The sequence below is a fragment of the Microbacterium phosphatis genome (assembly GCF_049177115.1).
Lineage (GTDB): Bacteria > Actinomycetota > Actinomycetes > Actinomycetales > Microbacteriaceae > Microbacterium > Microbacterium phosphatis.
The window spans coordinates 222958-248170 of record NZ_CP185370.1 but is presented as its reverse complement, the minus strand read 5'-3'; the positions used below and the strand labels follow the sequence as shown (position 1 = coordinate 248170).

Below are 25213 nucleotides of genomic sequence, written 5' to 3'. Positions count from 1 at the left end.
ATGCGGGGTCTCCCCGGCTACCTCTTCCTCAGCGTCGCGGCGATCCTGTCGCTGTTCCCGCTGTACTTCATGGTCGTCTCGGCGACCAACACCAGCAAGGACGTCCTCGACTCGCGGCTGCTGCCGGGCGGCAACCTGCTCGCCAACTTCGCCGCGCTTGTGAACCTGCAGGATCTCGGCGGCGCGATGTGGAACTCCACCGTCAACGCCGTGGTCACCACCGCGGCCGCCCTGGTCGTCTGCTCGATCGCGGGCTACGGGTTCGAGATCTACCACTCGCGTCGCAAGGACCGCCTGATGGGCATCCTGCTGCTGGCGATGATGATCCCGTTCGCGGCCACGATGATCCCGCTGTTCCAGCTGTTCGCGAACCTCGACCTGCTGAGCACAACGATCGCGGTGATCCTGCCGACCGTGGCCACGCCGTTCCTGATCCTGCTGTTCCGCCAGGCGTCGCGGTCGTTCCCCGGCGAGATCATCGAGGCCGGCCGGCTCGACGGCCTGAGCGAGATCTCGATCTTCGCGCGGCTGTACGTGCCGACCATGCGCCCGACCTACGCCGCCGCCGCCGTCATCACCTTCATGGCGTCGTGGAACAACTTCCTCTGGCCCAAGGTCGTCCTGGTCAACAACGAGGCGCAGACCATGCCGATGCTCATCGCCAACCTCACCGCGGGATACGTGACCGACTACGGCGTGCTGATGCTCGCCGTCCTCATCGCCTCCCTGCCCACCGTCATCGTCTTCTTCCTGCTGCAGCGCAGCTTCGCCGAAGGCATCACAGGAGCCATCAAGTGACTTTCGATATCGCGCGCATCGCCGATCCCCTGTTCGTCTCCGAGAACCGCCTCGCCGCGCATTCGGATCACCGCTGGCACCAGCGCACCGAGGGCGACAGCGAGCAGCTGCTGAGCGGCACGTGGCGCTTCCACTACGCGGAGCACCCCGACGACACCGTCGACGGGTTCGCGGACCCGTCGTACGACGTGTCGGCGTGGGACGAGATCGCCGTGCCGGGCCACATCCAGCTGCAGGGCTACGGGCGGCCGCAGTACACGAACGTGCAGTACCCGTGGGACGGCCTCGAGGACATCACCCCGGGCGAGGTGCCCGCGCACTACAACCCGGTGGGCAGCTACGTCCGCGCCTACACGCTCGATCGCCCGATGGAGCCGGGCGAGCGCCTCAGCGTGGCGTTCCTCGGCGCCGAGACGGCGATCGCTGTCTGGCACAACGGCGTGTACGTCGGCTACGCCACCGACTCGTTCACCCCGTCCGAGTTCGACCTCACCGACACCCTCGTCGAGGGCGAGAACCGCCTGGCCGCGCAGGTGTTCAAGGTGACCAGCGGCGCGTGGCTCGAGGACCAGGACTTCTACCGCTTCTCGGGGCTGTTCCGCGACGTCGTGCTGCGCCGCCGCCCGCGGGTCCACGTCGAGGACATCCACGTCACGACCGACGTGGCCGCCGACCTGCGCACCGCCGTCGTCCGCGCACAGCTCTCGCTGGCCGGATCCGGATCGGTCACCGCGACGCTCTCGGGGCACGGCTCCGAGCCGCTCGCGCTCGCCGACGCCGGCGACGGGGCGCTCTCCGTCGAGCTGGAGGCCCCGCGCCTCTGGCACCACGAGGACCCGTACCTGCACGAGCTCGCCGTCGAGGTGCGCGACGAGGCCGGCGCGGTGAGCGAGCGCTTCTCGCTCGCCGTCGGCGTCCGCCGCTTCGGCATCGAGGACGGCCTGCTGAGGATCAACGGCGAGCGCGTGGTGCTGCTGGGCGTGAACCGCCATGAGTTCGGCGTGAACGGCCGCGTGATCACGCGCGAGGAGACCGAGGCCGACCTGCGCCTGCTGAAGGCCGCGGGCGTGAATGCCCTGCGCACCAGCCACTACCCGAACAACTCGTTCTTCTACGAGCTGACCGACCGATACGGCTTCTACGTCATCGACGAGATGAACCTCGAGACCCACGCCATGTGGGACGCGGTGGTGCGCGGCCGCCTGACCGTCGACGAGGCGCTGCCGGGCGACAGGGCCGACTGGCTGCCCGCCCTGCTCGACCGCGCGGCGAGCATGGTCGGCCGCGACCGCAACCACGCGAGCGTGGTCATGTGGTCGTGCGGCAACGAGTCGTTCGGCGGCGCGGACATCCTGGCGGTCGCCGACTGGTTCCGCTCGGTCGACACCCGTCCCGTTCACTACGAGGGTGTGCACTGGGACCCGCGGCACCCCGAGACCAGCGACGTCGTGAGCCGGATGTACGCCCCCGTCACCGAGATCGAGGAGTACCTCGCCACCCACCGCGACAAGCCCTACGTGCTCTGCGAGTACGCGCACGCCATGGGCAACTCGTTCGGCGCGGTCGACAAGTACATCGACCTCGCCTACCGCGAGCCCCTGTTCCAGGGCGCGTTCGTCTGGGACTTCGCCGATCAGGGCATCGCCCTGACCGACCCCGATGGCCGGCCGTACGTCGGCTACGGCGGCGACGCGGGCGAGGCGCCCCACGACGGCGAGTTCTGCGGCAACGGCCTGGTGTTCCTCGACCGCACGCCCACCCCCAAGTACGTCGAGATGGCGCAGCTGTATCAGCCGCTGCACGTGACGGTGGACGCCGACGGCGTCACCGTCCGCAACCGGCACCTGTTCACCGCGTCGGGGGTGTACGCCGCCACCGCGACGCTCGCCCGCGAGGGGGTCGTGCTGACCGCCGCGCCCTTCGTGCTCGACGTGGCCCCCGGCTCGTCGGGCTCGGTGCCGCTGCCCGTGGCGATCCCGGATCAGCCGGGCGAGTACACGGTCGACGTCGCCTTCGCGCTCGTTGCCGAGACGGACTGGGCGCCGGCCGGGCACGTGATCGCCTCGGCCCAGGGTGTGTTCGCCGTCGAGGGCGAGCCGCGTGCCGTCTCGGCGCCGGCGCTCGCGCCGCAGCTGATCGACGGCATCCACAACTTCGGCGTGCGCGGCGAGGGCTTCACCGCCCTGTTCTCGAAGCTGCACGGCGGCCTGGTCTCCTACCGGGCCGGGCACGGCGATGCGGGCCGCGAGCTGCTGCGCTCGGTGCCCAAGCCCAGCTTCTGGCACGCGCCGACGTCGAACGAGCGGGGCTGGGACATGCCCGCGCGCGACGGGCAGTGGCTGCTCGCGAGCCGCTACGCGACCGTCGCGGCCGCCGACCCCGCCGACGGCGCCGAGAACCCCACGGCGACGGTTGTGGGCGACGCGATCGAGGTGGCCTTCCGCTACGCCCTGCCCACCACGCCGGCCAGCGAGAGCACGGTCGTGTACCGCGTCGGCGGCGACGGGCGCATCGACGTCCGCGTGACCGCGCGACCGGGCGAGGGGCTGCCGGACATGCCCGAGTTCGGGCTGATGATCGAGACCGACGCCGCGTTCGGGCACCTGCGCTGGTACGGCGAGGGCCCGCACGAGAGCTACGTCGACCGTCGCGCCTCGGCCCGCCTCGGCGTGTGGGAGGCGGAGGTGGCAGACCTGCTCACCCCGTACCTGCGGCCGCAGGAGGCCGGCAGCCGCACGGGTGTGCGGTGGGCCGAGGTCACCGGCGCCGATGGATTCGGCCTGCGGCTGGAGTGCGCGGAGGGCATGGAGCTCTCGGCGCTGCCGTGGACGCCGTACGAGATCGAGAACGCCGCCCATCCCGTCGACCTGCCGCCGATCCGCAAGACGGTGCTGCGCCCGGCGCTGATGCGCCGGGGCGTGGGCGGCGACGACTCCTGGGGTGCCCGCACCCATCCGGAGCACCTGCTGCCGACCGGCGAGCTGGAGTTCGCCTTCACGCTGCGGGCGGTTCGGCCGGAGTGACAGCGGCCACGCGCGGTCTCGTTCGCGTGTCGGGGCTTCCCCCTCGCGGGCCGGCGGGTCATGCTGAGCGCATGCGCGCGACGTCGATCCCTGCCCTGACGGCGATCCTGCTGCTCGCCGGGTGCGCGTCCGCCGCACGCGGCGGGCAGCCCGCGGCGTCGCCCGACCCGGGAGGCGTGACGACCGAGACGTGCGTGAGCTGGGTCGAGTTCGAGACGCCGTCGGACGCGGCGGAGGATGCCGAGGCGGTGGTCCGCGGCACGATCGGCGATCCCGCCGGCACCGCGCCGGTGTTCGGCGTCGACGCGCCGGTCTGGACGGTCGACGTCGCCGAGTGGATCGAGGGCGAGGGCCCGGATCGGATCGAGGTGATCTCGACGCCGGTCACCTGCGAGGGGACGCCGTCGCCGGATCCCTTCGCCTCCGCCGAGGGCGAGATGATCCTGTTCCTGCACCTCGACGAGAGCCGCTGGCGGGGCATCACCCCGCTGCAGGCGCTCGTCGCCCCCGGGCCCGACGGCCAAGTGCCCGCTCGCTGGAAGTGATGACAGCCCCGATGCCGATGGGAGCGCTCCCACGCCTAGTGTCGCAACGGAGCCGATGATGACCAGACCCGCGCAGAGCACCCGCCCCACGATCGACGACGTCGCCCGTCTCGCGGGTGTCTCGCGCGCCACGACCTCGCGCGCGCTCAACGGCCAGCCCGGCGCCTCGGCGCAGTCCCGCGAGCGCGTGGCCCGGGCGGTCGCCGAGCTCGGCTATCGCGCCGACGAGGCGGCCCGCGAGCTCGCCTCGGGGCGGCGGCGCACCGTCGACCTCGTCATCTACACCGGCGACGACGACATCACCTGGCTGGGCGCCGATCCCTACTACGGGCGGATCCTGGCGGGCCTGCTCCCCACGCTCGACTGCGAGGGGCTGCCGCTGCAGATCCGGCGCGTCGACCCGTCGGACGCCCTCTCGCAGGTCGTCGGCCTCGCCTCGCTCGTCACCGCGGGCGCCGTGCTGGTGAGCCTGCCGCCCGCGCTCGCCTCGGCGTTCACGCGACGGGCGCGCGGCCCGGTGGTGTCGCTGACGCCCGCGGGCGAGGTGACGCCCACGGTCTCGGCGGCGAACCGCGAGGGGGCGAGCGCCGCCATCACCCACCTGCACACGCTCGGACGGCGCCGGATCGCGGCCGTCCACGGGCCCGACGACAACGGCTGCGCGGCGGCCCGCCGGCTCGGGCACCTCGACGCCGCGGCCGCCCTCGGCATCGAGGTGCTCGAGGCCGACGGCGACTTCTCGCGGGACGGCGGCTATCACGCCGCGGCCGAGCTGCTCGAGCGCCACCCGGATCTCGACGCGCTCTTCGTGACCTCCGACGTCATGGCCGCCGGCGCCGTGCAGGCCCTGACGGACCGCGGCCGCCGGATCCCGCAGGACGTGGCGCTGATCGGGTTCGACGACTCGATCGCCGCCACCTTCGCGAATCCGCCGCTGACCACGATCCGCCAGCCGGTCGAGGAGATGGCCGCCGCCGCCATCGACGCCCTGCTGTCCGGGACGACCCACCCCGGCTGGAGCACCTCGTTCGCCTGCGGCCTCGTGGAGCGCGCCAGCGCCTGAGTCCCCCGCGGGCGCGAGCGTCGGGCGCGGGCGCCGGCGTGGTGCGCAGCGTAGGAGGAATGCGTTCCGGAGGAGCGCGGAGGCGATCCTGCCCCTACGGAAGGGATTCCTCCGACTCGACGGCGCGCGCGACGATGACCGCGCAGGGGCGGGCGCCCGGATCCTGCCGCTGCACCGACCGGACGACCCGGAAGCCCGCCCGCTCGAGGTCGGCGGCGAGCCGGGTCGGCGACCGGAACCAGGCCGTGGTCACCGCGTGCGGGAACGGCTCGAGGTCGGGGCCGTCGAAGAACCCGAGGACGAGGCCGCCTCCCGGCCGGAGCACGCGCCGGATCTCCGCCAGCGCGCCGGGCGCGTCCGCCGGCGGGAGATGGATCAGCGAGAACCAGGCGAGCACACCGGCGAGGTGCGCATCGGGCAGGTCGAGACGGCGCACATCGCCGAGGCGGAAGTCGACCTGCGGGTGCCGAGCACGCGCGATCCGGACGAACTCGGGGGTCAGGTCGATGCCGGTGATGTCGACGCCGAGGGCGTGCAGGCGCGCGCTCCACTGGCCGGGCCCGCAGCCGACGTCGAGCACCGGCCCGTCGAGCGCCGCCGCCCACTGCTCGACGAGCGCCCTGTCGTCCGGATGCGCCGCCTCGATGTCTCCGAACAGCGCGGTGTACTCGGCCGAGCGCGCGCCGTACGCGCTCGCGACCGTCACTTGGCGAGCATCGCCTTCACGTACGCCACGATGGCGTTCGCGTGCCCGTGGCCGAGCCCGTGCTCGGACTTCAGCCAGGCGACCACCTGCATGTGCGGCTCGGCGTCGAGGCGGTCGGCGGCCAGGTCGAGCCAGTGCTGGATCGGCTGGCCGTAGGTCTTCTCGATGCTCGGGAAGTACGACGCCGGACCCCGGGGCTTGTCGCCCTCGGCGATGACGGGCGCGGTGACGCGATGCTCTGCCATGGCGCCACGCTAGCCGGATCAGGCGCGCAGGGTGTCGAGGATCTTCGCGATCCGACGCTCGCGCGTCGCGTCCTGCTTCGCCTCGGCGACCGAGCGCGCCGCCTCCTTGCGGTTCGTGAACGACTGGGCGTCGAACGCGGCGCGCAGCCCCTCGGCGTCCAGGGCCGCCGCGAGCTCGGCCGGCAGGTCGACCGTGCGCTCGGCGGCGTCGAGCTCGATGCGGGCCTCGACGCGCTCGCCCGGCTCGATGCCGAGCTCGCCCCGGGCGGCCTTGCTGAAGCCGATCATGGTCTCGCCGCCCATGCGCCCCACCCGCAGCCGCGCGGTGCGGGCGCCGATCGTCACGCGCACCGGGGGCGTCCGTCCGCCGCCGAGCTGCTCGACCTGCTCGTCGGTGAGCAGGATCGCCGCGGCCGGGCCGCGCGGTTCGAGGACGGTGTCGAGGGTGAGCGCGCTCATGCGGTCAGCGTACGGCCGCGCCGGCGCCGGCGGAATCGGCCGGGCGGATCCCCGCCCGCGAACTCAGGGGATCCCGGATCCCCAGGGCCGCCCGGGTGATCCGGCCCTGAGAACCCGGGATCCCCGGGGAACGGCGCCCAGCGGCATCCGATCCTGACCCCGATAATCTGGCCGGATGTCCGGCAGCCCGCTCTCCGCCTCGGCGTACGAGATCCTCGGCGTCGCCCCGAGCGCGACCGAGGACGAGCTGCGGCGCGCGTACCGCCTGCGCCTGCGCGAGACGCACCCCGACACCGGGGGCGACGACGCCGCGTTCATCCGCGTGCGGCGCGCGTGGGAGCTGATCGGCACGGTCGAGGCGCGCGCCGCCTACGACCGGGGGGCGTCGGCCGACGCCGGATCCGAGTGGCGGGTGACCCCCACGGAGGCACCGCGCACCGACAGCCGCCCGCGCGCCCGGTCGCACGGGCACCCGGGAGGCTGGCGACGCGAGCGCTACCTCGAGCTGGTGCGCGAATGGGCGGGGCGCGGGGCGGACCTCGCCGATCCCTACGCCCCGGAGCTGGTGCGCTCGGCCCCCGACGAGCTGCGGCTGCTGCTGGCCGGGGCGCTCGCGGAGGAGGCCACCGCGCGCACGATCGCCCACCTCGGCATCGGCTTCACCGTGTGGCACGGCGTGATGGCCGGCGCCCCGGGCCGGATCGCCGACGGGCACCGCATCCTCGACCACGTTGTGCTGAGCCCATCGGGCCTCTACGGCATCGCGTCGGCCGACTTCGGCGGCGAGGTGCGCTTCCGCCGCGGCGAGCTGATCGGCGACGCCGTGCGCGGCGAGACCCCCGTCGCCTCGCTGCTGGCCGGCATGCGGGCGACCGCGAAGGCGGCGCGGGTGCGCTTCGGGGGCGCGATCGTGGTGCTGCCGGACGACGCGCTCCCCCAGCCCGTCACGCCGCTCGGCTCGGTGCGGGGTGTGCCCGTGGTGGTGGTGCGCCGCAGCGTGCTCGGCCACCTGCTCCGCCAGGGTGTCCCCGGCGCGCGGCCGGTCGGAGGCAACGAGCTCTTCGACGTGCGCACGCGCCTGCAGCAGACCGTCCGCTTCGTCTGACGCCGCGCGATCCGGCCTCCCGTGCGCGGCACGGGCGAAGCGGCGGCGCACCGGATCCAGGATCGGGTGCGTCCCCGCGCCGGGGACGTGCGGTCAGGAGGTGGGCGCCAGCCAGACGGTGGTCTCGCCCGGGACCTCGGTCGCCGTGGCACCGTCACTCGAGAGCAGGATCCGGGCGTCGCCGGACAGCGCGAACGGCTCGGTGCCGAAGTTGGTGATGACCTGCCAGCCGTTGGGGCGGCGGAACCAGAGCACATCGGCCCGCCCGGACTCGTGCCAGGCCAGCTGCTCGCCGTCCTGCAGCTCATGGCGCAGCGCCAGGGCGCGGCGATAGAGCGACAGCGTCGAGGCCGGGTCGCCGTCCTGGACGGAGACCGCGTGCTGCGCGAACCACGCCGGCTGGGGAAGCTGCGGCTCGCCCGGCCCGAACCCGAGGGAGGGGCCCTCCGTCGTCCATGGCAGCGGGACGCGGCACCCGTCGCGCCCCGGCTCCTCTCCCCCGGTCCGGAAGAACCACGGATCCTGGTGCCGGTCGGCCGGGATGTCGACCACCTCGTGCAGGCCCAGCTCCTCGCCCTGGTAGAGGTAGGCCGAGCCCGGCAGCCCCAGCATGAACAGCGTCGCGGCGCGCGCGCGGCGCGTTCCCCGCTCGCGGTCGAGCAGCGCCTCGTCGCCGCCGGCGCGCAGCCACTCGCCGCCGTGCTGCACCTCGGCCGTCGAGCCCGCGGGGTCGGCCGGGATGCCGTAGCGCGTCGGGTGGCGCACCACGTCGTGGTTCGAGAGCACCCAGGTGCTCGACGACCCCGACTCGGCGGCGAGGGCGAGGTTGTCCGACACGATGCGGCGGAACTCGCCCGCGTCGAACGACGCCTTCAGCAGGTCGAAGTTGAACGCCTGCCCGAGGCTCTCGGGGCTGGCGTAGCGCGGCACGCGGTGCGAGGCGACCCACGCCTCGGCCACGGCCGTGCGCGGCGGGTCGTACGAGTTGAACAGGGCGCGCCACTCGGCGTAGATCTCGTGCACCTCGTCGCGGTCGCTCAGCGGGTGGTTGCCGTCGATCGGGATCAGGGCCAGCTCCTCCCGCGAGGGCAGCGGATCGCTGAAGTCCTTCGCGAGCATCTCGGCGACGTCGATCCGGAATCCGTCGACGCCGCGGTCCGACCAGAAGCGCAGGGTCTTCAGGAAGTCGTCGCGCACCTCGCGCAGATCCCAGTTGAGGTCCGGCTGCTCCTTGGCGAAGTGGTGGAAGTACCACTGGCCGTCTTCGACGCGCTCCCACGCGGGACCGCCGAACACCGACACCCAGTCGGTGGGCGGCTCGACCCCGCCTTCCCCCTTCCCCTCGCGGAAGATGTACCGCTCGCGCGCGGCCGACCCGCGGCCGGCGGCGAGCGCCTCCTGGAACCACTCGTGCTGATCCGACGTGTGGTTGGGCACGATGTCGACGACCACCCGGATGCCGCGCTCGTGGAGCGCCGCGACCATCGCGTCGAAGTCGTCGAGGGTGCCGAGGCGGGGGTCGACGTCGCGGTAGTCGGCGACGTCGTACCCGCCGTCCGCGAGGGCGGACGGGTAGAAGGGGCTCAGCCAGACCGCGTCCACGCCGAGGGCCGCGAGGTAGTCGACGCGCGACAGGATGCCGGGGATGTCGCCGATCCCGTCGCCGTCGGCATCCGCGAATGCCCGCGGGTAGATCTGGTACACCACGGCCTGGCGCCACCAGGCCGCGGCGGCGTCGGTCTCGGGGGTCTCGCGGGGAAGAGCGTCTGTCATGAGAGCGGGGCTCCTTCGTCTCGATCGGCGGTCGTGCGGTCCTGCGGTCGTGCGGTCCTGCGGTCTTGCGGTCAGCCCTTCACGGCTCCCTGCGTGACGCCCTCCATGACCCACCGCTGGGTGAACAGGTACGCGATGATCGCGGGCGCCATCGCCATGAGGTACGACGCGAAGGCGACGTTGTAGTTGCTGCTGAACTGATTCTGGAAGAGGTTCTGGCGCACCGGAAGGGTCTGCAGATCCGGATCCGAGATGATCAGCGACGGCATCATGAAGTCGTTCCAGGCGTACAGGAAGGCGAAGATCCCGACCGTGGCGCTCATGGGCGCCAGCAGCGGGAAGATCAGCTGCCAGAAGGTCTGCCAGGTGGTGGCGCCGTCGATCCGGGCGCTCTCCTCGAGCTCGATCGGGATCGACCGCAGGAACGCGGTGAACAGCAGCACGCTGAAGCTGAGCTGGAACATCGTGGCGAGGATGATGACGCCCGCGGGGTTGTCGAGCCCGACGCGGCCGGTCAGCTGGATCTGCGGCAGCGCGACCACCGGGAACGGGATGAACATCGCAGCCAGCAGGTAGAAGAACGAGTACCGGAACAGCCGGTGATCCCAGTTGCGCACGATCGCGTACGACGCGAACGCCGCCAGCAGGATCGTCGCCGTCACCGTGCCGGCGGTGACGAGCAGCGAGACGCCGGCGCCGACCGGGAACCGAGTGAGGTTCCAGGCCTCGACGAACCCGTCGAAGCTCAGCGGCGCGGGCAGCGAGAAGGCGTTGCCGTCCACCGCCTGCGCCGGGGTCTTCAGCGCCATGCTGATGGTGGCGTACAGCGGCAGCAGCACCGTCACGGCGCACAGGATCAGCAGGATGGTTCCTGGCCAGTTGATGCGCTCGGCGCCGACGCGCCCGCGCCCGCCGGTGACCGTCGTGGCCGTGGTGGTGGGGACCTCGGACATCAGAACGCGCTCCTTCCGCGGGTGAGCGACAGCTGCAGCAGCGAGATGAGCACCGCGACGATGAAGAAGATCGTCGCGTTGGCCATCTGGTAGGCGTAGTCGCCGCCGTTGAAGCCGGCGATGATCGTCATCGCGACGCTGCGGGTGGCCGTTCCCGGGCCGCCGTTGGTGAGGCCGACGATGATGTCGTACGCGTTGAGGAAGCCCTTGAAGCCGAGGATCACGTTGATGACGACATACCCGGCGACAAGCGGGATGGTGATCCGGGTGAGCTGCTGCGTCTTCGAGGCGCCGTCGATGTCGGCCGCCTCGTACACCTCGCCCGGCACCGACAGCAGACCCGCGATGTAGATGAGCAGCGTGCCGGGGATCGACTGCCAGGCGGTGACGATCACGATCGCGACCCACGCCAGATCCGGGTTGGCGAGCAGGCTCGTCGACAGCCACGGCACACCCATCGCCGCACCGGCGGCGGGCAGCGAGTTCGAGAACAGGAAGTTGAAGACGTAGGCGATGACGATGCCCGAGATCACCATCGGGATCACGAAGACCGTGCGAAGCGCCGTCTTCATCCGGATCCGGGAGGTCAGCCCGATCGCCAGGAGGAAGGCGATGACGTTCACGACGATCACGGTGGCGATCGAGAACCCGAACGTGAACAGGTAGCTCTGGATCACCGCCGGGTCGCTGAACAGCGCGAGGTAGTTCGTGAGCCCGTGGAAGCTCCACTCGCCGATGCCGATCGAGTCGGTGAAGCTGAAGAAGATGCCCATCACGCCCGGCAGCGTGATGGCCAGGGTGAACAGGATCACCGTGGGCAGCAGGAAGAGGTAGTAGATCGGCTCGACGCGGCGCCGGTCGCGGCGACGCGGGGGCGGCCCGGTCTCGGGGGCCGGGGCGATGGCCGGGGTGGTCGCACTCATTCGCCGGACTCCTTCGACTCGTCGCTGCGCGGGGCCGGGGCGCGGAACGCGAGTCGCGCCCAGTCGGCGTCCATGGTGCGCAGCGTGGCGGCCGGATCCTGCCCGAGCACCATGGCCTGCGCGTAGTTGAAGACCGGGATGGTCTTGGGCACGAGGACCGACGGGCCCTGGTAGATGCGGGCCTCGTCGTAGTACGTGGTCATCCCCTCGACGCGGGGGTCGTCCGGCGGCGGCGCGTCCTCGGTCGGCGCGAAGCCGAGCTGCGAGTCGTTGTAGGCCTCGATGATCTCGGGCTGGAAGAGGTACTCGAGGAAGTCGCGCGCCGCCTCCGGGTGGGCGCCCTCCTCGGGGATCATGGCGGCGAGATCCATGTTCACGCGCACCGCGAGATCCTCGGGATCGTCGGTCATCGGCAGGGGGAACGTGCCGAGCTCGAGATCCTGCGCGGTCTTGGCGATCTCGCTGAACGCCCACGGGCCCTGCAGGTACATCGCCGCCTCGCCGTTCGCCATCGCGAGGTTCCCGTCGCCGTACGCGCGACTGGCGGCATCCGGGTTCGTGTAGCTCGCGAGCTGGATCATCCGATCCATCGGCTCGGCGAAGTCCTTCTGGAACGACACCTCCGAATCGGGCCCCACCTTCGCGCCCTCCGCGGCGAGCGCGTCGAAGAAGTCGATGACGTCGAGCGAGCCGCCGACCGCGTAGTCGTACCAGCCCTGCGCGACGGTCCAGTCCTCCTTGAACGTCGCGTAGATCGGCACAACACCGGCGGCCTTCAGGGTCTCGCACGCCTCGATCAGCTCGTCCCAGGTCTGCGGCACCTCGAGATCGTTCTGCGCGAAGATCTCCTTGTTGTAGATGACCGACGCCGCCATCACCGAGTACGGCAGGGCGCTGATGCGGCCCTCGCACGACCCGTACTGCTCCATCAGCGGCTGCAGGTCGTCGCGGATCCCCGCCGCGGCCTGGGTCTCGGACAGATCGACCAGCGCGCACCGCTGCACGAAGCGCGCGATCTCGTAGTTGTAGTTCGAGAGCATCAGATCCGGCGGGTTGCCCCGCACGAAGCTCGCCGAGACGACGTCGACGCCGGACGTGTCCATCTCGACGCGCACCCTGTCCTGCGAGGCGTTGTACTCGTCGACGACCTCTTTCATGAACGACAGCGCCTCGCGCTTGCTGAAGGCGAACCGCACCGTCTCGCGCCCGCCCGCCGAGCACCCCGCCAGCATCGCCGCCGTCAGAACGAGGGCGGCCCCGCCGGCCGCCGCGCGCGCCCCGCCTCGTGTCAGCACCGCGTCTCCTTCGCCCGCCGATCCCGCCCCGGCTCGAGTCAACGGCCGCGGGCGGATCTGCGGGAGGGCATTGACACGAACCGCCTCCGTGTCGCAGGGGTCAGGCGAGGAGGTCGGCGTACTCCGGGCTGCTGCGGACGAAGGCGACGACCACCGGGCACTCGGCCGTGATGGCCACCCCGGTGCCGCGGAGGTCGTCGAGCACGTCGGCGATGAAGTCGGCGGCGATGCCCCGCCCGCGGAACTCCCTGGCGACGGAGGTCGACTCGATCACCGTCGTCGCCCCCTCCCTCCGGTACAGGATCGTCGCGATCACCCGGTCGCCGAGCGTCGCGACGTAGCGGTGCTCGGCGTCGATCCGGCGCACCGCGATCTCCTCGTCCGTCTCGGCCGACGGGGTGTCGACCTCCTCCACCTCGCGGATGAGGGCCGCGGTGTCCTGGTCGTCTGCGACGTTCATGGTCTCTCCTGTCGGTCGTCGAGCACCCCCGTGAGGGATGACCGGATCGCCCGCCTCGGTGTGACGTCCGATCGGGACGGCGGCGGATCGGACGGCGTCGGATCGGGACGGGCGTGAGGCCGGGAGGCGGCGCTTGCGCTCGCGCGGGCCGGAACGACAGGGTGAGGGCATGACGCCCCACGCCCTGCGGGAGGCGACCGCGCACCTGCCGGCGCCGCTCGCGATCATCGACGCCGCACGGCTGCGCGCCAACGCCGACCAGCTGATCGCCCGTGCGGCCGGGACGCCCGTGCGCATCGCGACGAAGTCGGTGCGCGTGCGCTCGATCATCGAGGACGTGCTGGGGCGCCCGGGCTGGGCGGGCGCCATGACGTACTCGCTGGCCGAGTCGCTGTGGCTGAGCGAGCGGGGCGTCGGCGACATCCTCCTCGCCTACCCGACCGTCGACCGCGACGGCCTCGCCCGGCTCGCGGCGAGCGCCGAGCATCGCGACAAAATCACCGTGATGGTCGACAGCGCGGAGCACCTCGAGCTGATCACCCGAGCGGGCGCCGGGGCGGCCAACCCCGTGCGCGTGTGCCTCGACGTGGACGCCTCGCTGCGCCTCGGTCGTGGGCGGATCGCCGCGCACCTGGGCGTGCGACGGTCGCCCGTACACAGCGTGGCCGAGGCCGCGGCGCTCGCGCGGCGAGTGGTCACGACCCCCGGCGTCGAGCTCAACGGCGTGATGTTCTACGACGCGCAGATCGCCGGCCTCCCCGACACCTCGCCGGCCGTGCGGCTGGTGAAGACCCGCTCGGATGCCGAGCTGCGCGAGCGCCGGGCGGCCGTCGTGGCGGCGGTGCGCGAGGTCGCGCCCCTGCGCTTCGTGAACGCCGGCGGCACCGGAAGCCTCGAGCGCACCGGATCCGACCCCGCCGTCACCGAGCTGACCGCGGGATCCGGGCTGTTCGCCCCCACGCTGTTCGACCGGTACGACGCGTTCGAGGCGCATCCCGCCGCGTTCTTCGCGCTCGACGTCGTCCGGCGCCCCGCCGAGGATGTGGCGACGTGCTTCGGCGGCGGCTACATCGCCTCGGGGCCGGCGGGCCGCACCCGGGTGCCCACGCCCGTGTGGCCCGCGGGGCTGTCGCTGATCGGATCGGAGGGCGCCGGCGAGGTGCAGACCCCCGTGCGCGGGGCGGCGGCCCGCGCCCTGCGGGTCGGCGACCGTGTGCTGTTTCGCCACGCCAAGGCGGGCGAGCTCTGCGAGCGGTTCGACACCGTCGCACTGGTCGACGCCGACGGCGACGGGCCGCCCCGCGTCACGCCGGTGCCGACCTATCGGGGCGAGGGGCGGAGCTTCGGATGAGCGAATGGCGCAATTGGGCGCGCAACCAGCGCGCGCGGCCGGCGCGGGTGATCGCGCCGTCGTCGACCGGCGAGGTGGCGGCCCTGATCGCTGACGCGCGTGCGACGGGTGCCACCGTGAAGCCGCTCGGCGCCGGGCACTCGTTCACGGGCATCGCCGCCACGGACGGGACGCAGGTGCGGCTCGACGGGATGGCCGCGATCCTGCATCACGACCCCGCGACCCGTCGGGTGCGGGTGCAGGCCGGGGTCTCGCTGCACGCTCTCAACCCGCGCCTGCGGGAGCTCGGCCTGGCCCTGCCGAACATGGGCGACGTCGACCCCCAGTCCATCGCCGGCGCGATCTCGACGGGGACGCACGGCACGGGCGCGCGGTCGCACGGCATCGCGCACGCCGTCGTGGGCCTGCAGCTCGTCACGGGCACGGGCGAGGTGGTCGAGATCGACGAGCAGCACCCGTGGTTCGGGGCGGCGCGGGTGTCGCTCGGCGCGCTGGGGGTGATCACCGAGGTGACGCTGCAGTGCGTGCCGGCCTTCGGCCTGCGCGCGGTCGAGCAGCCGATGCGCCTGCCCGAGGTGATGGAGCGCCTCGGCGAGTTCCTCGAGGACGACCACTTCGAGTTCTACTGGTTCCCCCACACCGATGCGGCGCTGATCAAACGGAACAGCCGCGTGCCCGGGGACACGCCGCTGCGCCCCGTGGGGCGGATCCGGCACCTCTGGGACGACGAGATCCTCAGCAACGGGGTGTTCGGGGCGGTCAACGCGATCGGGGGCGCCCGGCCGTCGTGGATTCCCGCGATCAACCGGATCAGCGGATCGGCCCTGTCGCCGCGCGAGTACGTAGACCGCTCGTACGACGTGTTCGTCTCGCCGCGGCGGGTGAGGTTCGTCGAGTCGGAGTGGGCGGTGCCGCGCGCCGCGCTGCCGGAGGCGATCGCCGAGCTGCGGCGCTGGTTCGAGACGAGCGGAGAGCGGGTGGCCTTCCCCATCGAGGTGCGGTTCGCCGCCGCCGACGACATCTGGCTGTCGACGGGTCACGAGCGCGACAACGCCTACGTGGCGGTGCACCAGTGGTTCCGGCGCCCCTCCGAGCGGTACTTCGCCGCCGCCCAGGCGATCTTCGACGCCCACGAGGGGCGACCGCACTGGGGGAAGCTGCACACCCTCACGGCCGACCGGCTCCGCGAGCGCTACCCGCGCTTCGACGACTTCCTCGCGATCCGCGACGCCGCCGATCCGGATCGGGTGCTCGACAACGCCTACCTGCGCCAGGTGCTCGGGTAGGGGCGCGCGGGCGGGCGCTTGCCCCGATCCGCCGCCTCGGCGGGCGGGTTGCCCCGATCCGCCGCATCCGCAGGGCCGGAGGGGGCGGATCGGGGCACGTCGCTCAGGCGCCGGCGCCGGGAGGGCCGTCGAGCACCGCCGGGGTGCCCTCGAACAGCTGGAGCCGCCCGTCGAAGGTGCGGGTGGTGACGTCCGAGAAGGCGACGTCGGGCCAGCCGACGTAGATGCGGTCGGGCCCGGTGGCGCCGTTCACCACGGGGAAGACGACCACCCGGTAGCGATCGACCAGGCCCGCCTCGAGCAGGGAGCGCACGAGGCTCGGGCTGCCGAGCGTGCGCAGGGGCCTGTCGCCCCGTTTCAGGTCGCGTACGAATTCGACCGCGTCGTCGCGCACGAGCGTCGAGTCGCCGAGGCCCAGCGGCGCATCGAGCGCGTGCGAGAAGACGTACTTGCGCCGGGCCGCCAGCTCGGCGGTGGCCTCTTCGCCCGACTCGGCGAATCGGGCGAAGAGCCGGTACGTGGTCGCGCCCATCAGCAGCGCGTGCCCCTGCCTGCCCTCCTCCTCGAGGAAGGCGAAGTACTCGGGGCTGCCCATCCCCCAGAGCCCCGGCCACCCCTCCGCGGATCCGTATCCGTCGAGCGAGGTGATGTAGTCGACCATCAGCTGCGCCATGCCCCCGAGTGTGCTCCGCGCGGGCGGAGCGGACAACGGGGTCGGCGGTCAGGCGCCGACGGCCTCCGCGGCGAGCTCCGCCATCCGGTAGCCGCCCTCGTGATCGTCGGCGGTCACCGTCACGACGGCGTCGCCCGCGAAGACCAGCAGCTGGCCGTAGGCGCCGTGCAGGCGCCAGGCGTCGCCCGGGCCCGCCCAGCCCGACAGCGCGTAGCGCTCGTAGCCCGGGGAGCCGCCGGTGGCGATCCAGTCGGAGTGCATCGCGTCGATCCACCGCGCGTCGACGAGGCGCCGGCCCCGCCACTCGCCGCGATCGCGGATCAGCCGGCCGATGCGGGCGAGCTCGCCGGTGCGCAGGTGCAGGCCCTCTCCGGCCTTGATCCATCCGTTGGGGCAGCGGTCCCACAGCGGGTCGTCGATGCCGAGCGGCTCGAACAGGCGCGGCGCCAGCCAGTCACGCACGTCGCCCACGACGGCGGCCAGCGCGCGCATCGCCGTGTAGGTGCTGGCGTTGGCGTACTGGCTCACGCGCCCCCGGGACGGACGGCGCAGGAACTCGCGGGCGAGATCGGGCCAGTCCTCGAAGAGCGTCGGCGTCCACGGCAGATCGATGCCGCTGGTCATGGTGAAGAGGTGCCGGGCGGTGACCTCGCCGACTCCCGCTCCGAGCACCATGTCGGGCAGGTACCGCGCGACCGGGGCGTCGAGATCGAAGACGCCCTCGTCGGCGGCGATGCCCGCGGCGATCACGCACACGCTCTTCGCGATCGAGTGGATGTCGGCGGGGCCCTCCGGCACCCACCGATGGCGCGCGATCTCGTCACCCACGAGCACCTCCACGCCGTGGGCGCGGAGCCCCTCGGCCTCGACGCCGCGGACGAATCGATCGACCGCGGCCTGCGCCGCGCCCATCACTGGAAGTCGTTGACCGGCGCCATGTCCGCGAAGCGGCTGAAGTGGCCCTGGAAGGCGACCTCGATGGTCGCCGTGGGGCCGTTTCGGTGCTTGGCCACGATCAGGTCGGCCTCGCCCGGGCGGGTGTCCTTGTCGTAGACCGAGTCGCGGTGCAGCAGGATCACCATGTCGGCGTCCTGCTCGATCGAGCCGGACTCGCGCAGGTCGCTGACCTGGGGACGCTTGTCGGTGCGCTGCTCGGACCCTCGGTTCAGCTGCGAGAGCGCGATGACCGGCACCTGGAGCTCCTTCGCGAGCAGCTTGAGCGCACGCGAGAACTCGCTGACCTCCTGCTGACGCGATTCGACCTTCTTGCCCGAGGTCATCAGCTGCAGGTAGTCGATGATGACCATCTTCAGCCCCACGCGCTGCTTGAGACGACGGCACTTCGCGCGGATCTCGACGAGCGTCATGTTGGGGCTGTCGTCGATGTAGAGCGGCGCTTCGTGGATGCGGCCGCGGGTCTGCGCGACGTTGGTCCAGTCGCGCGAGTCGAGGGTTCCCTTGCGGATGTTCTGCAGCGGGATGGCGCCCTCGGCGCTGAGCAGGCGCATGGCGATCTCGGCCTTGCCCATCTCGAGCGAGAAGAACACGGCGGGCATGTTGTGCTTGATGGCCGCCGCGCGGGCGAAGTCGAGCGCGAGCGTCGACTTGCCCATGGCGGGTCGAGCGGCGACGACGATCATCTGGCCGCCGTGCAGGCCGCTGGTGAGCTCGTCGAGCTCGGCGAAGCCCGTGGGCACGCCCGTCAGGCCGCCGTCGCGGCCGCCGGCGGCCTCGATCTCCTCCATCGCGGCGTCGACCGCGATGGAGAGGGGCACGTAGTCCTCGGTCTTCTCGGTGCCGGTGACGGAGTAGATCTCGGCCTGGGCGTTGTTGACCAGGTCGACGGCCTCGCCCTCGCCCGAGTATCCCCACTGCACGATGCGGGTGCCGGCCTCGACGAGGCGGCGCAGCAGCGCGCGCTCGGCGACGATGTTGGCGTAGTAGCCGGCGTTCGCGGCGGTCGGCACGATCGACGTGAGCGAGTGCAGGTAGTCGGCGCCGCCCGCGCGCTGCAGGTCGCCGGTCTTGATGAGCTCGTCGGTGACGGCGACCACGTCGGTGGGCTCGCCGTGGGAGTAGAGCGAGAGCACGGCCTCGAAGATCAGCTCGTGCTTCGGGATGTAGAAGTCGGCGCCGCGCAGCGACTCGATGACATCGGCCACCGCGTCCTTCGACAGCAGCATGCCGCCGAGCGTGGACTGCTCGGCGAGGAGGTCGTGCGGAGGGGTGCGCTCGTGCTCGCGGCGTCCGCCCATGCGCTCGTCGGAGATATCGGCGATCGACACGTGGTTCCTTCCTGGGAATGGAGGGCTCGGGAGGGGGCGCGAAGCGGGCCCGCATTCGATCCGCTGGGGGTGAGGAGGGGCTCTCCAGCTCAGTAGAGCAGGGGCCACCGACATCCGCCCGTTCACGTTATGGGTGCGCTTGTCCCCAAGCAAATGCCCCTGTGGATAACGCTGTGGAGGACATGGGGGTAACCCCCCGTTCGAATGTGGAAACAACCTGTGGAAAGTCGCGACGCGCCCGGCGAGTTGTCACGAATATCTTGCCTCTGACCTGGAATTTGCATTTCCCACACCCTGTGGAGAGCGCTGTGGTTAAAGATTCCATTGAAGGTTCGGCGTGTCGCACTCGGTTGTGGACAGCAGCGGTCGATTCCCCTGTCCCTCCGACCCCGATATGTCAAGTGCGGGTGAACGGATGGTGACCACAGAGTTGCGCGCGGTGCCCATGTGGGACGCCACAGACCCGGGCACTCCGGGGCAGGCCGTGAGCTCCACAGGAGGGCCCGCAGAGGCCTCCACGCGGCCTCGAAGGCCCCCGGGCGGAGACCCCCCGCACGCGGCTCCCCCGCGCCCCCAGGCGGACCGCAGCCGACACGAAGAAGCGCCCGGATCCGCGGGGGATCCGGGCGCTTCTCGCGTCAGAAGTGATTACTTCTTGAGCGCGACAACCTGGAGGTTGATGGCCGCGACGACGTCGTCGTGCAGACGCACAACGGCCTCGTGCTCGCCGACCGACTTGATCGGGGTGGCGATGGTGACCTTGCGCTTGTCGATCGAGCCGAGGCCGGCAGCGGCCACCGCGTCAGCGATGTCACCGGTCTTGACCGAACCGAACAGGCGACCCTCGGCGCCGGCCTTGACGGCCAGCTTGACCTTGGCGGCCTCGATGGTGTTCTTCAGGGCGACGGCCTCGTCGTGCGTCGCGATGGCGCGAGCCTCGCGAGCGGCACGGATCGACGCGACCTGCTTCTCGCCGCCGCGCGTCCACGCGGTGGCGAAGCCCTGGGGGATGAGGTAGTTACGGGCGTACCCGTTCTTGACCTCGACGACGTCGCCGGCGGAGCCCAGGCCGTCGACCTCATGAGTGAGAATCAGCTTTGCCATGGTTGCTCCTTAGCGGCCAGCGCCGGCGTAGGGCAGGAGCGCCATCTCGCGCGCGTTCTTGATCGCCTTGGCGATCAGACGCTGCTCCTGCACCGAGACACCGGTGATACGACGGGCACGGATCTTGCCGCGCTCCGAGATGAACTTGCGAAGGGTGGCGACATCCTTGTAATCGATGAGGCCGACCCGGATCGACTTCGCGGGGGCGGCGTTCTTCGCGCCCTTCCGCGGCTTGCGGCGGTCGCCGCTCGACTTTCCAGCCATTAGTGGGTCCTTAACAGTTGCGGATCCGCGACGTCAGTCGCGGGCCCGGCGAGATATCAGAACGGGGTGTCGTCTCCGAACGACCCCGGGGTGCTCCATGCGTCGGCGCCCGTCGAACCGGGCGTGGCCCAGGGCTCCTCGGAGACCTGCTGGCGCGGCTGACCGCCGCCGCCGAACTGGTTTCCGCCGCCCGCGCCGCCGTTGCTGGCGGCTCGGGTGACCTGGGCAGTCGCGTATCGCAGCGAGGGGCCGATCTCGTCGACCTCCAGCTCGATGGCGGTGCGGTTGTTGCCGTCACGGTCCTGGTAGGAGCGCTGGCGAAGACGGCCCTGCGCGATGACGCGCATGCCCTTCGTCAGCGAACCCGCCACGTGCTCGGCGAACTCGCGCCAGACGCTCGCGCGCAGGAAGAGGGCCTCGCCGTCCTTCCACTCGTTGCTCGCGCGATCGAAATTGCGCGACGTCGAGGCGATCGTGAAGTTCGCCACGGGCAGACCGTTCTGCGTGTAACGCAGCTCGGGGTCGGCCGTGAGGTTCCCCACAACGGTGATGACGGTTTCGCCGGCCATGGGACTTAGGCCTTCGCCGCCGTCTTGCGAGCAGCCCGCTCCTCGGCGCGCTTGGCCTCGGAGGCAACCATCGCGATGGCCTCCTCGGCGCGCAGCACCTTGGTGCGCATGATCTGCTCGTTGAGGCCGAGCTGGCGGTCCAGCTCCTGGGTGGCCTCGCTGGTCGCGGTGAAGTTGACGACGGCGTAGATGCCCTCGTTCTTCTTCTGGATCTCGTAGGCCAGACGGCGCTTGCCCCAGATGTCGATGTTCTCGATGGTGCCACCGGACTCGGTGATCACCGTCAGGAACTTGTCGACGATCGCGGGAACCTGGCGCTCATCGATCTCGGGCTGCAGGATGGCCATGAGCTCGTACTGGTGCGTCACTTACCCACCTCCTTCGGACTTGATCGGCTGCCGGGCACTTCCCGACAGCAGGAGGGTGTGTTGCATGCCGTGTGGGCGAGCGCCGAACGCGCGCGGTCCACACAACCTCGTCAGCCTAGCAGACACCGCCTCGACGCCTCCCCAGGGCTGGATCGCCCGCGGAGCCCGCGACTAGGGTGGCGCGGCATGCGGGAGATCAGCGACTACGGCATCATCGGCGACCTGCGAAGCGTCGCCCTGATCGGTCGCGACGGGGCCGTCGACTGGCTGTGCCTGCCCGACCTCGACTCCCCCGCCTGCTTCGCCGCGCTGCTCGGCGACGAGCGCCACGGCCGCTGGCGCCTGGCCCCGTCGGGGGCGGGCGACGGCACGTCGCGCCGCTACCGCGACGGCACCCTGATCCTCGAGACCGAGTGGAGGGTCGAGGGCGGCGCGGTGCGCGTCGTCGACTTCATGACGCCCCGGGATCGCGAGCCGAACCTGATCCGGATCGTCGAGGGGCTCGCCGGCAGCGTCCGCATGTCGATGGAGCTGATCCCCCGCTTCGACTACGGCGCGATCGTGCCGTGGGTGACCGCCAGCGGCAGCCGGATCCGCGCCATCGCCGGCCCGGACGCCCTGGTGCTCGACACCCCGGTGGAGGTCCGGCACGGCGACCCCGCCTCCCCCGGCGCGCTGCGCGCCGAGTTCACGGTCTCGGCGGGCGATCGTGTGCCGTTCGTGCTCGGATACCACCGCTCGCACCAGCCGATGCCGGGGCTTGTGGACGCCGAGGCCGGCCTGAGCCGCACGGCGGGGTTCTGGCGGGACTGGGTGGCGCGGACGACCTACGCGGGCCCCTGGGACGAGCCCGTGCAGCGGTCGCTCATCACGCTCAAGGCCCTCACCTACGCCCCCACCGGGGCGATCGCGGCCGCCGCCACCACGTCGCTGCCCGAGCAGCTGGGAGGCGGGCGCAACTGGGACTACCGGTTCTGCTGGCTGCGCGATGCGACGCTGACGCTGCAGGCCCTGCTCGGCACCGGCTACGTCGAGGAGGCGCGAGCCTGGCGCGAGTGGCTGGTGCGCGCGGCCGCGGGGGACCCCGCCGATCTGCAGATCATGTACGGGCTCGACGGACGCCGCCGCCTCCCCGAGTACGAGCTCGACTGGCTGCCCGGGTTCGGCGGATCGCGGCCGGTGCGGGTCGGCAACGGCGCATCCGGGCAGCTGCAGATCGATGTGTGGGGCGAGACCCTCCAGGCCGCGCACGCCGCGCGGGAGGCCGGGCTCGAGGCCGATGACGACGCCTGGCGGCTGCAGCGCGAGCTCCTCGACTTCCTCGAGGGGCACTGGGACGACCTCGACAACGGGCTCTGGGAGGTGCGCGGGCCCCGGCGCGCGTTCGTCCACTCGCGGGTGATGGCGTGGGCCGGTGTCGACAGCGCCGTGCGGGCCGTGCGCGACTACGGGCTCGAGGGGCACGGCGAGCGCTGGGCCGCGCTGCGCGACCGGATCCACGCCGACGTCTGCGCGCGGGGCTACGACGCCGACCGCAACACCTTCACGCAGTTCTACGGGTCGAAGGGGGTGGACGCCGCCCTCCTGCTGATGGGTCACACCGGCTTCCTGTCCTGGAAGGACCCGCGGATGGTCGGCACGATCGAGGCCGTCCAGCGCGAGCTCTCGGTCGACGGCATGCTGCTGCGCTACCTCACCGACGCGGACGGCGGGGTGGACGGCCTGCCCGGCGACGAGGGCGTGTTCGTCATCTGCACGTTCTGGCTCGTCGACGCGCTGCACGGCATCGGTCGCGAGAAGGAGGCCACCGCCCTGTTCGAGCGCCTGCTCGACCTGCGCAACGACCTCGGCCTGCTCAGCGAGGAGTACGACATGCGGGCGGGCCGCCAGCTCGGCAACATGCCGCAGGCGTTCAGCCATCTCGGGCTGGTCAACAGCGCGCTGCGGCTGAGCGGATCCACGGGAAGCCGTGCGGGCCGGCACCTCGGCACCGCGGAGAGAGAGGAGTGACATGCGTGCACTGACCGTCATCCCCGGACAGGCGGACAGCCTGTCGGTGAGAGACGTCCCCGATCCGGCCCCCGGATCCGGCGAGCTGCTGGTGGAGGGGCTCGCCCTCGGCATCTGCGGGACGGACCGCGAGATCGCCTCCGCCGAGTACGGCTGGGCCCCGCCCGGCCAGGAGCACCTCGTGCTGGGCCACGAGTCGCTCGGCCGCGTGCGCGAGGCGCCGGAGGGGTCCGGCTTCGCGGAGGGCGACCTGGTGGTCGCGGTGGTGCGGCGCCCGGATCCGGAGCCCTGCGGCGCATGCGCCCGCGGGCGCTTCGACATGTGCCGCAACGGCGGCTACACCGAGCACGGCATCAAGCAGCTCGACGGCTTCGGATCCGAGCGGTGGAGCGTCGAGACCGACTACGCGATCCGGCTCGATCCGTCGCTCGAGCGCACGGGCGTGCTGCTGGAGCCGACGTCGGTGGTGGCCAAGGCGTGGGAGCAGGTCGACCTCGTGGGCGGCCGTTCCTGGTTCGAGCCGCGACGGGTGCTCGTCACGGGTGCGGGGCCGATCGGCCTGCTCGCCGCCCTCATCGGCGCGCAGCGCGGCCTCGACGTGCACGTGCTGGATCGCGTGACCGACGGGCCCAAGCCGTCGCTCGTGGCCGACCTGGGCGCGACATACCACTCGGAGCCGGTGTCGGACGTCGCGGAGCAGCTGAAGCCCGACGTGGTGATCGAGGCCACGGGCGCGGGCCAGGTCGTGGCCGACGCGCTGACCGCGACCCGCGGATACGGGGTGACGTGCCTGACCGGCGTCTCGAGCGCCGGGCGCACGCTGCGCTTCGACGCCGGAGCCGCCAACCGCGAGATCGTGCTCGAGAACGACGTCATCGTGGGATCGGTGAACGCCTCGGTCGCCCACTACCGCGACGCCGCCGACGTGCTGCGCGACGCGGATCCCGCGTGGCTGGAGCGCCTGATCACGCGGCGGCTGCCGCTCGACCGCGCATCGGAGGCCTTCGGGCCGGCCGACCACGACATCAAGACGGTGATCGACCTGCGCTGAGCGCCCGGGCCTGCCCCGGCGGGCTCCGGCCCGCTCAGCCCACCCGGCAGATGAGCTCGCCGTGCAGCAGCGAGAACCAGCCGTCCGGGTGGGCCGCCCACGCGCGCCACCCCGCCGAGATCTCCTGCAGGTCGGTGGGGGTGGCAAGGCCCGCATCGAGCAGCTGGCGCGCAATGGCCGAGCTCAGGATCCGCTCCGCCCACATGCCGCCCCACCATTCGCGCTCGTCGGGCGTCGCGTAGCACCACGTGCTCGACGTCGCCGTGACGTCCTCGAGCCCGGCGGCGTGCGCCCAGGACAGCAGGCGCCGCCCGGCGTCGGGCTCGCCGCCGTTGGCGCGCGTGGCGGCCAGGTACAGCTCGAGCCAGGTGTCCAGCGCCGGAACCCGCGGCCACCAGGCGAACGCGCTGTAGTCGCTGTCCCGGACGGCCACGATGCCGCCGGGACGGACGACCCGCGCCAGCTCCCGCAGCGCCTGCACCGGATCGGCCACGTGCTGCAGCACCTGGTGCGCGTGAGCGACGTCGAAGGTGTTGTCCTCGAACGGCAGCGCGTGCACGTCGGCGACCTGGAAGTCGATGTTCGTCGACCCGTGCTCCGCGGCCGTCGCGCGGGTCAGGGCGAGTTCGTCCGGTCCGATCTCCGTGGCCGTGACCTGCGCGACCCGCTCGGCAAGATCCACCGTGATCGTCCCGGGACCGGCGCCGAGATCGAGCAGCCGGTCGGTCGGGGTCAGCAGCGGCAAGAGGTAGGCCGCCGAGTTCTGCGCGGTGCGCGAGCGATGCGAGCGCAGCACCGATTCGTGGTGGCCGTGGGTGTAGGTCGTCATGCCGCCAGGCTCGCGCCCCGGTCGGCGCCGCGGAAGACCGTACTGTTCATAGGAGTCACGCACCCACCCGACGAG

The 25213-nt window shown here is 71.9% G+C and carries 25 protein-coding genes; 9 read left to right on the top strand and 16 right to left on the bottom strand.

Annotated elements, in window-relative coordinates:
- The 4 genes from ACOKGD_RS01165 (at position 1) to ACOKGD_RS01150 (ending at position 5429) form a co-directional block, all read left to right on the top strand.
- Positions 1-798 carry a carbohydrate ABC transporter permease gene (locus ACOKGD_RS01165; protein WP_342336227.1) on the top strand — a complete coding sequence of 266 codons (798 nt, stop codon included), beginning with the start codon at positions 1-3 and terminating at the stop codon, positions 796-798.
- Positions 795-3821, top strand: a complete 3027-nt coding sequence (locus ACOKGD_RS01160; RefSeq protein ID WP_342336226.1) for a glycoside hydrolase family 2 TIM barrel-domain containing protein — start codon at positions 795-797, stop codon at positions 3819-3821. Before ACOKGD_RS01165 ends, ACOKGD_RS01160 begins: the two co-directional genes overlap by 4 nt.
- 71 nt (positions 3822-3892) lie before the next feature.
- The gene (locus tag ACOKGD_RS01155) at positions 3893-4366 is read left to right on the top strand and encodes a hypothetical protein (protein ID WP_342336225.1); all 474 of its coding nucleotides are present in this window, start codon (positions 3893-3895) and stop codon (positions 4364-4366) included.
- Between the two features lie 58 nt (positions 4367-4424).
- Positions 4425-5429 (top strand): LacI family DNA-binding transcriptional regulator, encoded by a 1005-nt coding sequence (locus ACOKGD_RS01150; protein WP_342336223.1) that lies wholly within the window; start codon positions 4425-4427, stop codon positions 5427-5429.
- Between the two features lie 94 nt (positions 5430-5523).
- Here the strand turns inward: ACOKGD_RS01150 and ACOKGD_RS01145 are convergent, their stop codons facing one another.
- The 3 genes from ACOKGD_RS01145 to ACOKGD_RS01135 are packed head-to-tail and all read right to left on the bottom strand — an operon-like array spanning position 5524 to position 6839.
- Positions 5524-6135 (bottom strand): class I SAM-dependent methyltransferase, encoded by a 612-nt coding sequence (locus ACOKGD_RS01145; RefSeq protein WP_342336222.1) that lies wholly within the window; start codon positions 6133-6135, stop codon positions 5524-5526.
- Positions 6132-6380: a DUF4287 domain-containing protein gene (locus tag ACOKGD_RS01140; RefSeq protein WP_342336221.1), complete on the bottom strand. Its 249-nt coding sequence runs from the start codon at positions 6378-6380 to the stop codon at positions 6132-6134. The genes ACOKGD_RS01145 and ACOKGD_RS01140 overlap by 4 nt, the downstream gene beginning before the upstream one ends.
- Positions 6381-6398: 18 nt before the next feature.
- On the bottom strand, positions 6399-6839 hold the full coding sequence (locus ACOKGD_RS01135) for a YdeI/OmpD-associated family protein (protein WP_342336219.1): 441 nt from the start codon (positions 6837-6839) through the stop codon (positions 6399-6401).
- Positions 6840-7014: 175 nt separating this feature from the next.
- On the opposite strand from ACOKGD_RS01135, the gene ACOKGD_RS01130 reads away from it, so the two are divergent.
- Positions 7015-7944, top strand: coding sequence for a J domain-containing protein (locus tag ACOKGD_RS01130; protein ID WP_342336217.1), 930 nt, complete (start codon positions 7015-7017; stop codon positions 7942-7944).
- A 93-nt stretch (positions 7945-8037) separates the two neighbouring features.
- On the opposite strand, the gene ACOKGD_RS01125 is transcribed toward ACOKGD_RS01130, so the two are convergent.
- The 5 genes from ACOKGD_RS01125 to ACOKGD_RS01105 form a co-directional block, all read right to left on the bottom strand.
- Positions 8038-9717: a glycoside hydrolase family 13 protein gene (locus ACOKGD_RS01125; protein WP_342336216.1), complete on the bottom strand. Its 1680-nt coding sequence runs from the start codon at positions 9715-9717 to the stop codon at positions 8038-8040.
- Positions 9718-9788: 71 nt separating this feature from the next.
- Positions 9789-10670 carry a carbohydrate ABC transporter permease gene (locus ACOKGD_RS01120; protein ID WP_342336214.1) on the bottom strand — a complete coding sequence of 294 codons (882 nt, stop codon included), beginning with the start codon at positions 10668-10670 and terminating at the stop codon, positions 9789-9791.
- The gene (locus tag ACOKGD_RS01115; protein WP_342336212.1) at positions 10670-11593 is read right to left on the bottom strand and encodes a carbohydrate ABC transporter permease; all 924 of its coding nucleotides are present in this window, start codon (positions 11591-11593) and stop codon (positions 10670-10672) included. Before ACOKGD_RS01115 ends, ACOKGD_RS01120 begins: the two co-directional genes overlap by 1 nt.
- Positions 11590-12825: an ABC transporter substrate-binding protein gene (locus ACOKGD_RS01110; RefSeq protein ID WP_342336460.1), complete on the bottom strand. Its 1236-nt coding sequence runs from the start codon at positions 12823-12825 to the stop codon at positions 11590-11592. Before ACOKGD_RS01110 ends, ACOKGD_RS01115 begins: the two co-directional genes overlap by 4 nt.
- Before the next feature lie 163 nt (positions 12826-12988).
- Complete coding sequence (locus tag ACOKGD_RS01105) at positions 12989-13348, bottom strand: GNAT family N-acetyltransferase (protein ID WP_342336211.1); 360 nt, start codon at positions 13346-13348, stop codon at positions 12989-12991.
- Positions 13349-13517: 169 nt separating this feature from the next.
- Here ACOKGD_RS01105 and ACOKGD_RS01100 point away from each other — a divergent pair, with 169 nt between their 5' ends.
- Together ACOKGD_RS01100 and ACOKGD_RS01095 are read left to right on the top strand one after the other, a co-directional pair.
- Positions 13518-14699 (top strand): alanine racemase, encoded by a 1182-nt coding sequence (locus tag ACOKGD_RS01100; RefSeq protein ID WP_342336210.1) that lies wholly within the window; start codon positions 13518-13520, stop codon positions 14697-14699.
- The gene (locus tag ACOKGD_RS01095) at positions 14696-15985 is read left to right on the top strand and encodes a D-arabinono-1,4-lactone oxidase (RefSeq protein WP_342336209.1); all 1290 of its coding nucleotides are present in this window, start codon (positions 14696-14698) and stop codon (positions 15983-15985) included. Before ACOKGD_RS01100 ends, ACOKGD_RS01095 begins: the two co-directional genes overlap by 4 nt.
- 103 nt (positions 15986-16088) lie before the next feature.
- Here ACOKGD_RS01095 and ACOKGD_RS01090 read toward each other — a convergent pair whose 3' ends face one another.
- The 7 genes from ACOKGD_RS01090 to rpsF form a co-directional block, all read right to left on the bottom strand.
- Entirely contained in the window at positions 16089-16658 is a 570-nt protein-coding gene (locus ACOKGD_RS01090) for a dihydrofolate reductase family protein (protein ID WP_342336208.1), read from the bottom strand.
- A gap of 48 nt (positions 16659-16706) precedes the next feature.
- Positions 16707-17570 carry a serine hydrolase domain-containing protein gene (locus ACOKGD_RS01085; RefSeq protein ID WP_342336206.1) on the bottom strand — a complete coding sequence of 288 codons (864 nt, stop codon included), beginning with the start codon at positions 17568-17570 and terminating at the stop codon, positions 16707-16709.
- Complete coding sequence (dnaB, locus tag ACOKGD_RS01080; protein WP_342336459.1) at positions 17570-18913, bottom strand: replicative DNA helicase; 1344 nt, start codon at positions 18911-18913, stop codon at positions 17570-17572. Before dnaB ends, ACOKGD_RS01085 begins: the two co-directional genes overlap by 1 nt.
- A 678-nt stretch (positions 18914-19591) precedes the next feature.
- Entirely contained in the window at positions 19592-20047 is a 456-nt protein-coding gene (gene rplI, locus ACOKGD_RS01075) for a 50S ribosomal protein L9 (protein WP_342336204.1), read from the bottom strand.
- Between the two features lie 9 nt (positions 20048-20056).
- Complete coding sequence (gene rpsR / locus ACOKGD_RS01070) at positions 20057-20311, bottom strand: 30S ribosomal protein S18 (RefSeq protein ID WP_055987764.1); 255 nt, start codon at positions 20309-20311, stop codon at positions 20057-20059.
- A 56-nt stretch (positions 20312-20367) separates the two neighbouring features.
- On the bottom strand, positions 20368-20880 hold the full coding sequence (locus ACOKGD_RS01065) for a single-stranded DNA-binding protein (RefSeq protein ID WP_342336203.1): 513 nt from the start codon (positions 20878-20880) through the stop codon (positions 20368-20370).
- 5 nt (positions 20881-20885) lie between these two features.
- Complete coding sequence (gene rpsF / locus ACOKGD_RS01060; protein ID WP_342336202.1) at positions 20886-21248, bottom strand: 30S ribosomal protein S6; 363 nt, start codon at positions 21246-21248, stop codon at positions 20886-20888.
- Between the two features lie 186 nt (positions 21249-21434).
- Here rpsF and ACOKGD_RS01055 point away from each other — a divergent pair, with 186 nt between their 5' ends.
- Both ACOKGD_RS01055 and ACOKGD_RS01050 read left to right on the top strand, forming a co-directional pair.
- On the top strand, positions 21435-23258 hold the full coding sequence (locus ACOKGD_RS01055; protein ID WP_342336201.1) for a glycoside hydrolase family 15 protein: 1824 nt from the start codon (positions 21435-21437) through the stop codon (positions 23256-23258).
- Position 23259: 1 nt separating this feature from the next.
- A complete protein-coding gene (locus tag ACOKGD_RS01050) occupies positions 23260-24309 on the top strand; it encodes a glucose 1-dehydrogenase (protein WP_342336200.1) in 1050 nt (349 codons plus the stop codon).
- Between the two features lie 34 nt (positions 24310-24343).
- Here the strand turns inward: ACOKGD_RS01050 and ACOKGD_RS01045 are convergent, their stop codons facing one another.
- On the bottom strand, positions 24344-25138 hold the full coding sequence (locus ACOKGD_RS01045) for a class I SAM-dependent methyltransferase (RefSeq protein ID WP_342336199.1): 795 nt from the start codon (positions 25136-25138) through the stop codon (positions 24344-24346).
- Between the last annotated feature and the right edge of the window lie 75 nt (positions 25139-25213).

Excerpts from the sequence above, each read along its gene's own strand:
- ACOKGD_RS01165 (WP_342336227.1), top strand. The coding sequence starts at position 1 with ATGCGGGGTCTCCCCGGCTACCTCTTCCTCAGCGTCGCGGCGATCCTG.
- ACOKGD_RS01155 (WP_342336225.1), top strand. The coding sequence starts at position 3,893 with ATGCGCGCGACGTCGATCCCTGCCCTGACGGCGATCCTGCTGCTCGCC.
- ACOKGD_RS01150 (WP_342336223.1), top strand. The coding sequence starts at position 4,425 with ATGACCAGACCCGCGCAGAGCACCCGCCCCACGATCGACGACGTCGCC.
- ACOKGD_RS01140 (WP_342336221.1), bottom strand. The coding sequence starts at position 6,380 with ATGGCAGAGCATCGCGTCACCGCGCCCGTCATCGCCGAGGGCGACAAG.
- ACOKGD_RS01135 (WP_342336219.1), bottom strand. The coding sequence starts at position 6,839 with ATGAGCGCGCTCACCCTCGACACCGTCCTCGAACCGCGCGGCCCGGCC.
- ACOKGD_RS01130 (WP_342336217.1), top strand. The coding sequence starts at position 7,015 with ATGTCCGGCAGCCCGCTCTCCGCCTCGGCGTACGAGATCCTCGGCGTC.
- ACOKGD_RS01125 (WP_342336216.1), bottom strand. The coding sequence starts at position 9,717 with ATGACAGACGCTCTTCCCCGCGAGACCCCCGAGACCGACGCCGCCGCG.
- ACOKGD_RS01120 (WP_342336214.1), bottom strand. The coding sequence starts at position 10,670 with ATGTCCGAGGTCCCCACCACCACGGCCACGACGGTCACCGGCGGGCGC.
- ACOKGD_RS01115 (WP_342336212.1), bottom strand. The coding sequence starts at position 11,593 with ATGAGTGCGACCACCCCGGCCATCGCCCCGGCCCCCGAGACCGGGCCG.
- ACOKGD_RS01110 (WP_342336460.1), bottom strand. The coding sequence starts at position 12,825 with ATGCTGGCGGGGTGCTCGGCGGGCGGGCGCGAGACGGTGCGGTTCGCC.
- ACOKGD_RS01105 (WP_342336211.1), bottom strand. The coding sequence starts at position 13,348 with ATGAACGTCGCAGACGACCAGGACACCGCGGCCCTCATCCGCGAGGTG.
- ACOKGD_RS01100 (WP_342336210.1), top strand. The coding sequence starts at position 13,518 with ATGACGCCCCACGCCCTGCGGGAGGCGACCGCGCACCTGCCGGCGCCG.
- ACOKGD_RS01095 (WP_342336209.1), top strand. The coding sequence starts at position 14,696 with ATGAGCGAATGGCGCAATTGGGCGCGCAACCAGCGCGCGCGGCCGGCG.
- ACOKGD_RS01090 (WP_342336208.1), bottom strand. The coding sequence starts at position 16,658 with ATGGCGCAGCTGATGGTCGACTACATCACCTCGCTCGACGGATACGGA.
- ACOKGD_RS01085 (WP_342336206.1), bottom strand. The coding sequence starts at position 17,570 with ATGGGCGCGGCGCAGGCCGCGGTCGATCGATTCGTCCGCGGCGTCGAG.
- dnaB (WP_342336459.1), bottom strand. The coding sequence starts at position 18,913 with ATGGGCGGACGCCGCGAGCACGAGCGCACCCCTCCGCACGACCTCCTC.
- rplI (WP_342336204.1), bottom strand. The coding sequence starts at position 20,047 with ATGGCAAAGCTGATTCTCACTCATGAGGTCGACGGCCTGGGCTCCGCC.
- rpsR (WP_055987764.1), bottom strand. The coding sequence starts at position 20,311 with ATGGCTGGAAAGTCGAGCGGCGACCGCCGCAAGCCGCGGAAGGGCGCG.
- ACOKGD_RS01065 (WP_342336203.1), bottom strand. The coding sequence starts at position 20,880 with ATGGCCGGCGAAACCGTCATCACCGTTGTGGGGAACCTCACGGCCGAC.
- ACOKGD_RS01055 (WP_342336201.1), top strand. The coding sequence starts at position 21,435 with ATGCGGGAGATCAGCGACTACGGCATCATCGGCGACCTGCGAAGCGTC.
- ACOKGD_RS01050 (WP_342336200.1), top strand. The coding sequence starts at position 23,260 with ATGCGTGCACTGACCGTCATCCCCGGACAGGCGGACAGCCTGTCGGTG.
- ACOKGD_RS01045 (WP_342336199.1), bottom strand. The coding sequence starts at position 25,138 with ATGACGACCTACACCCACGGCCACCACGAATCGGTGCTGCGCTCGCAT.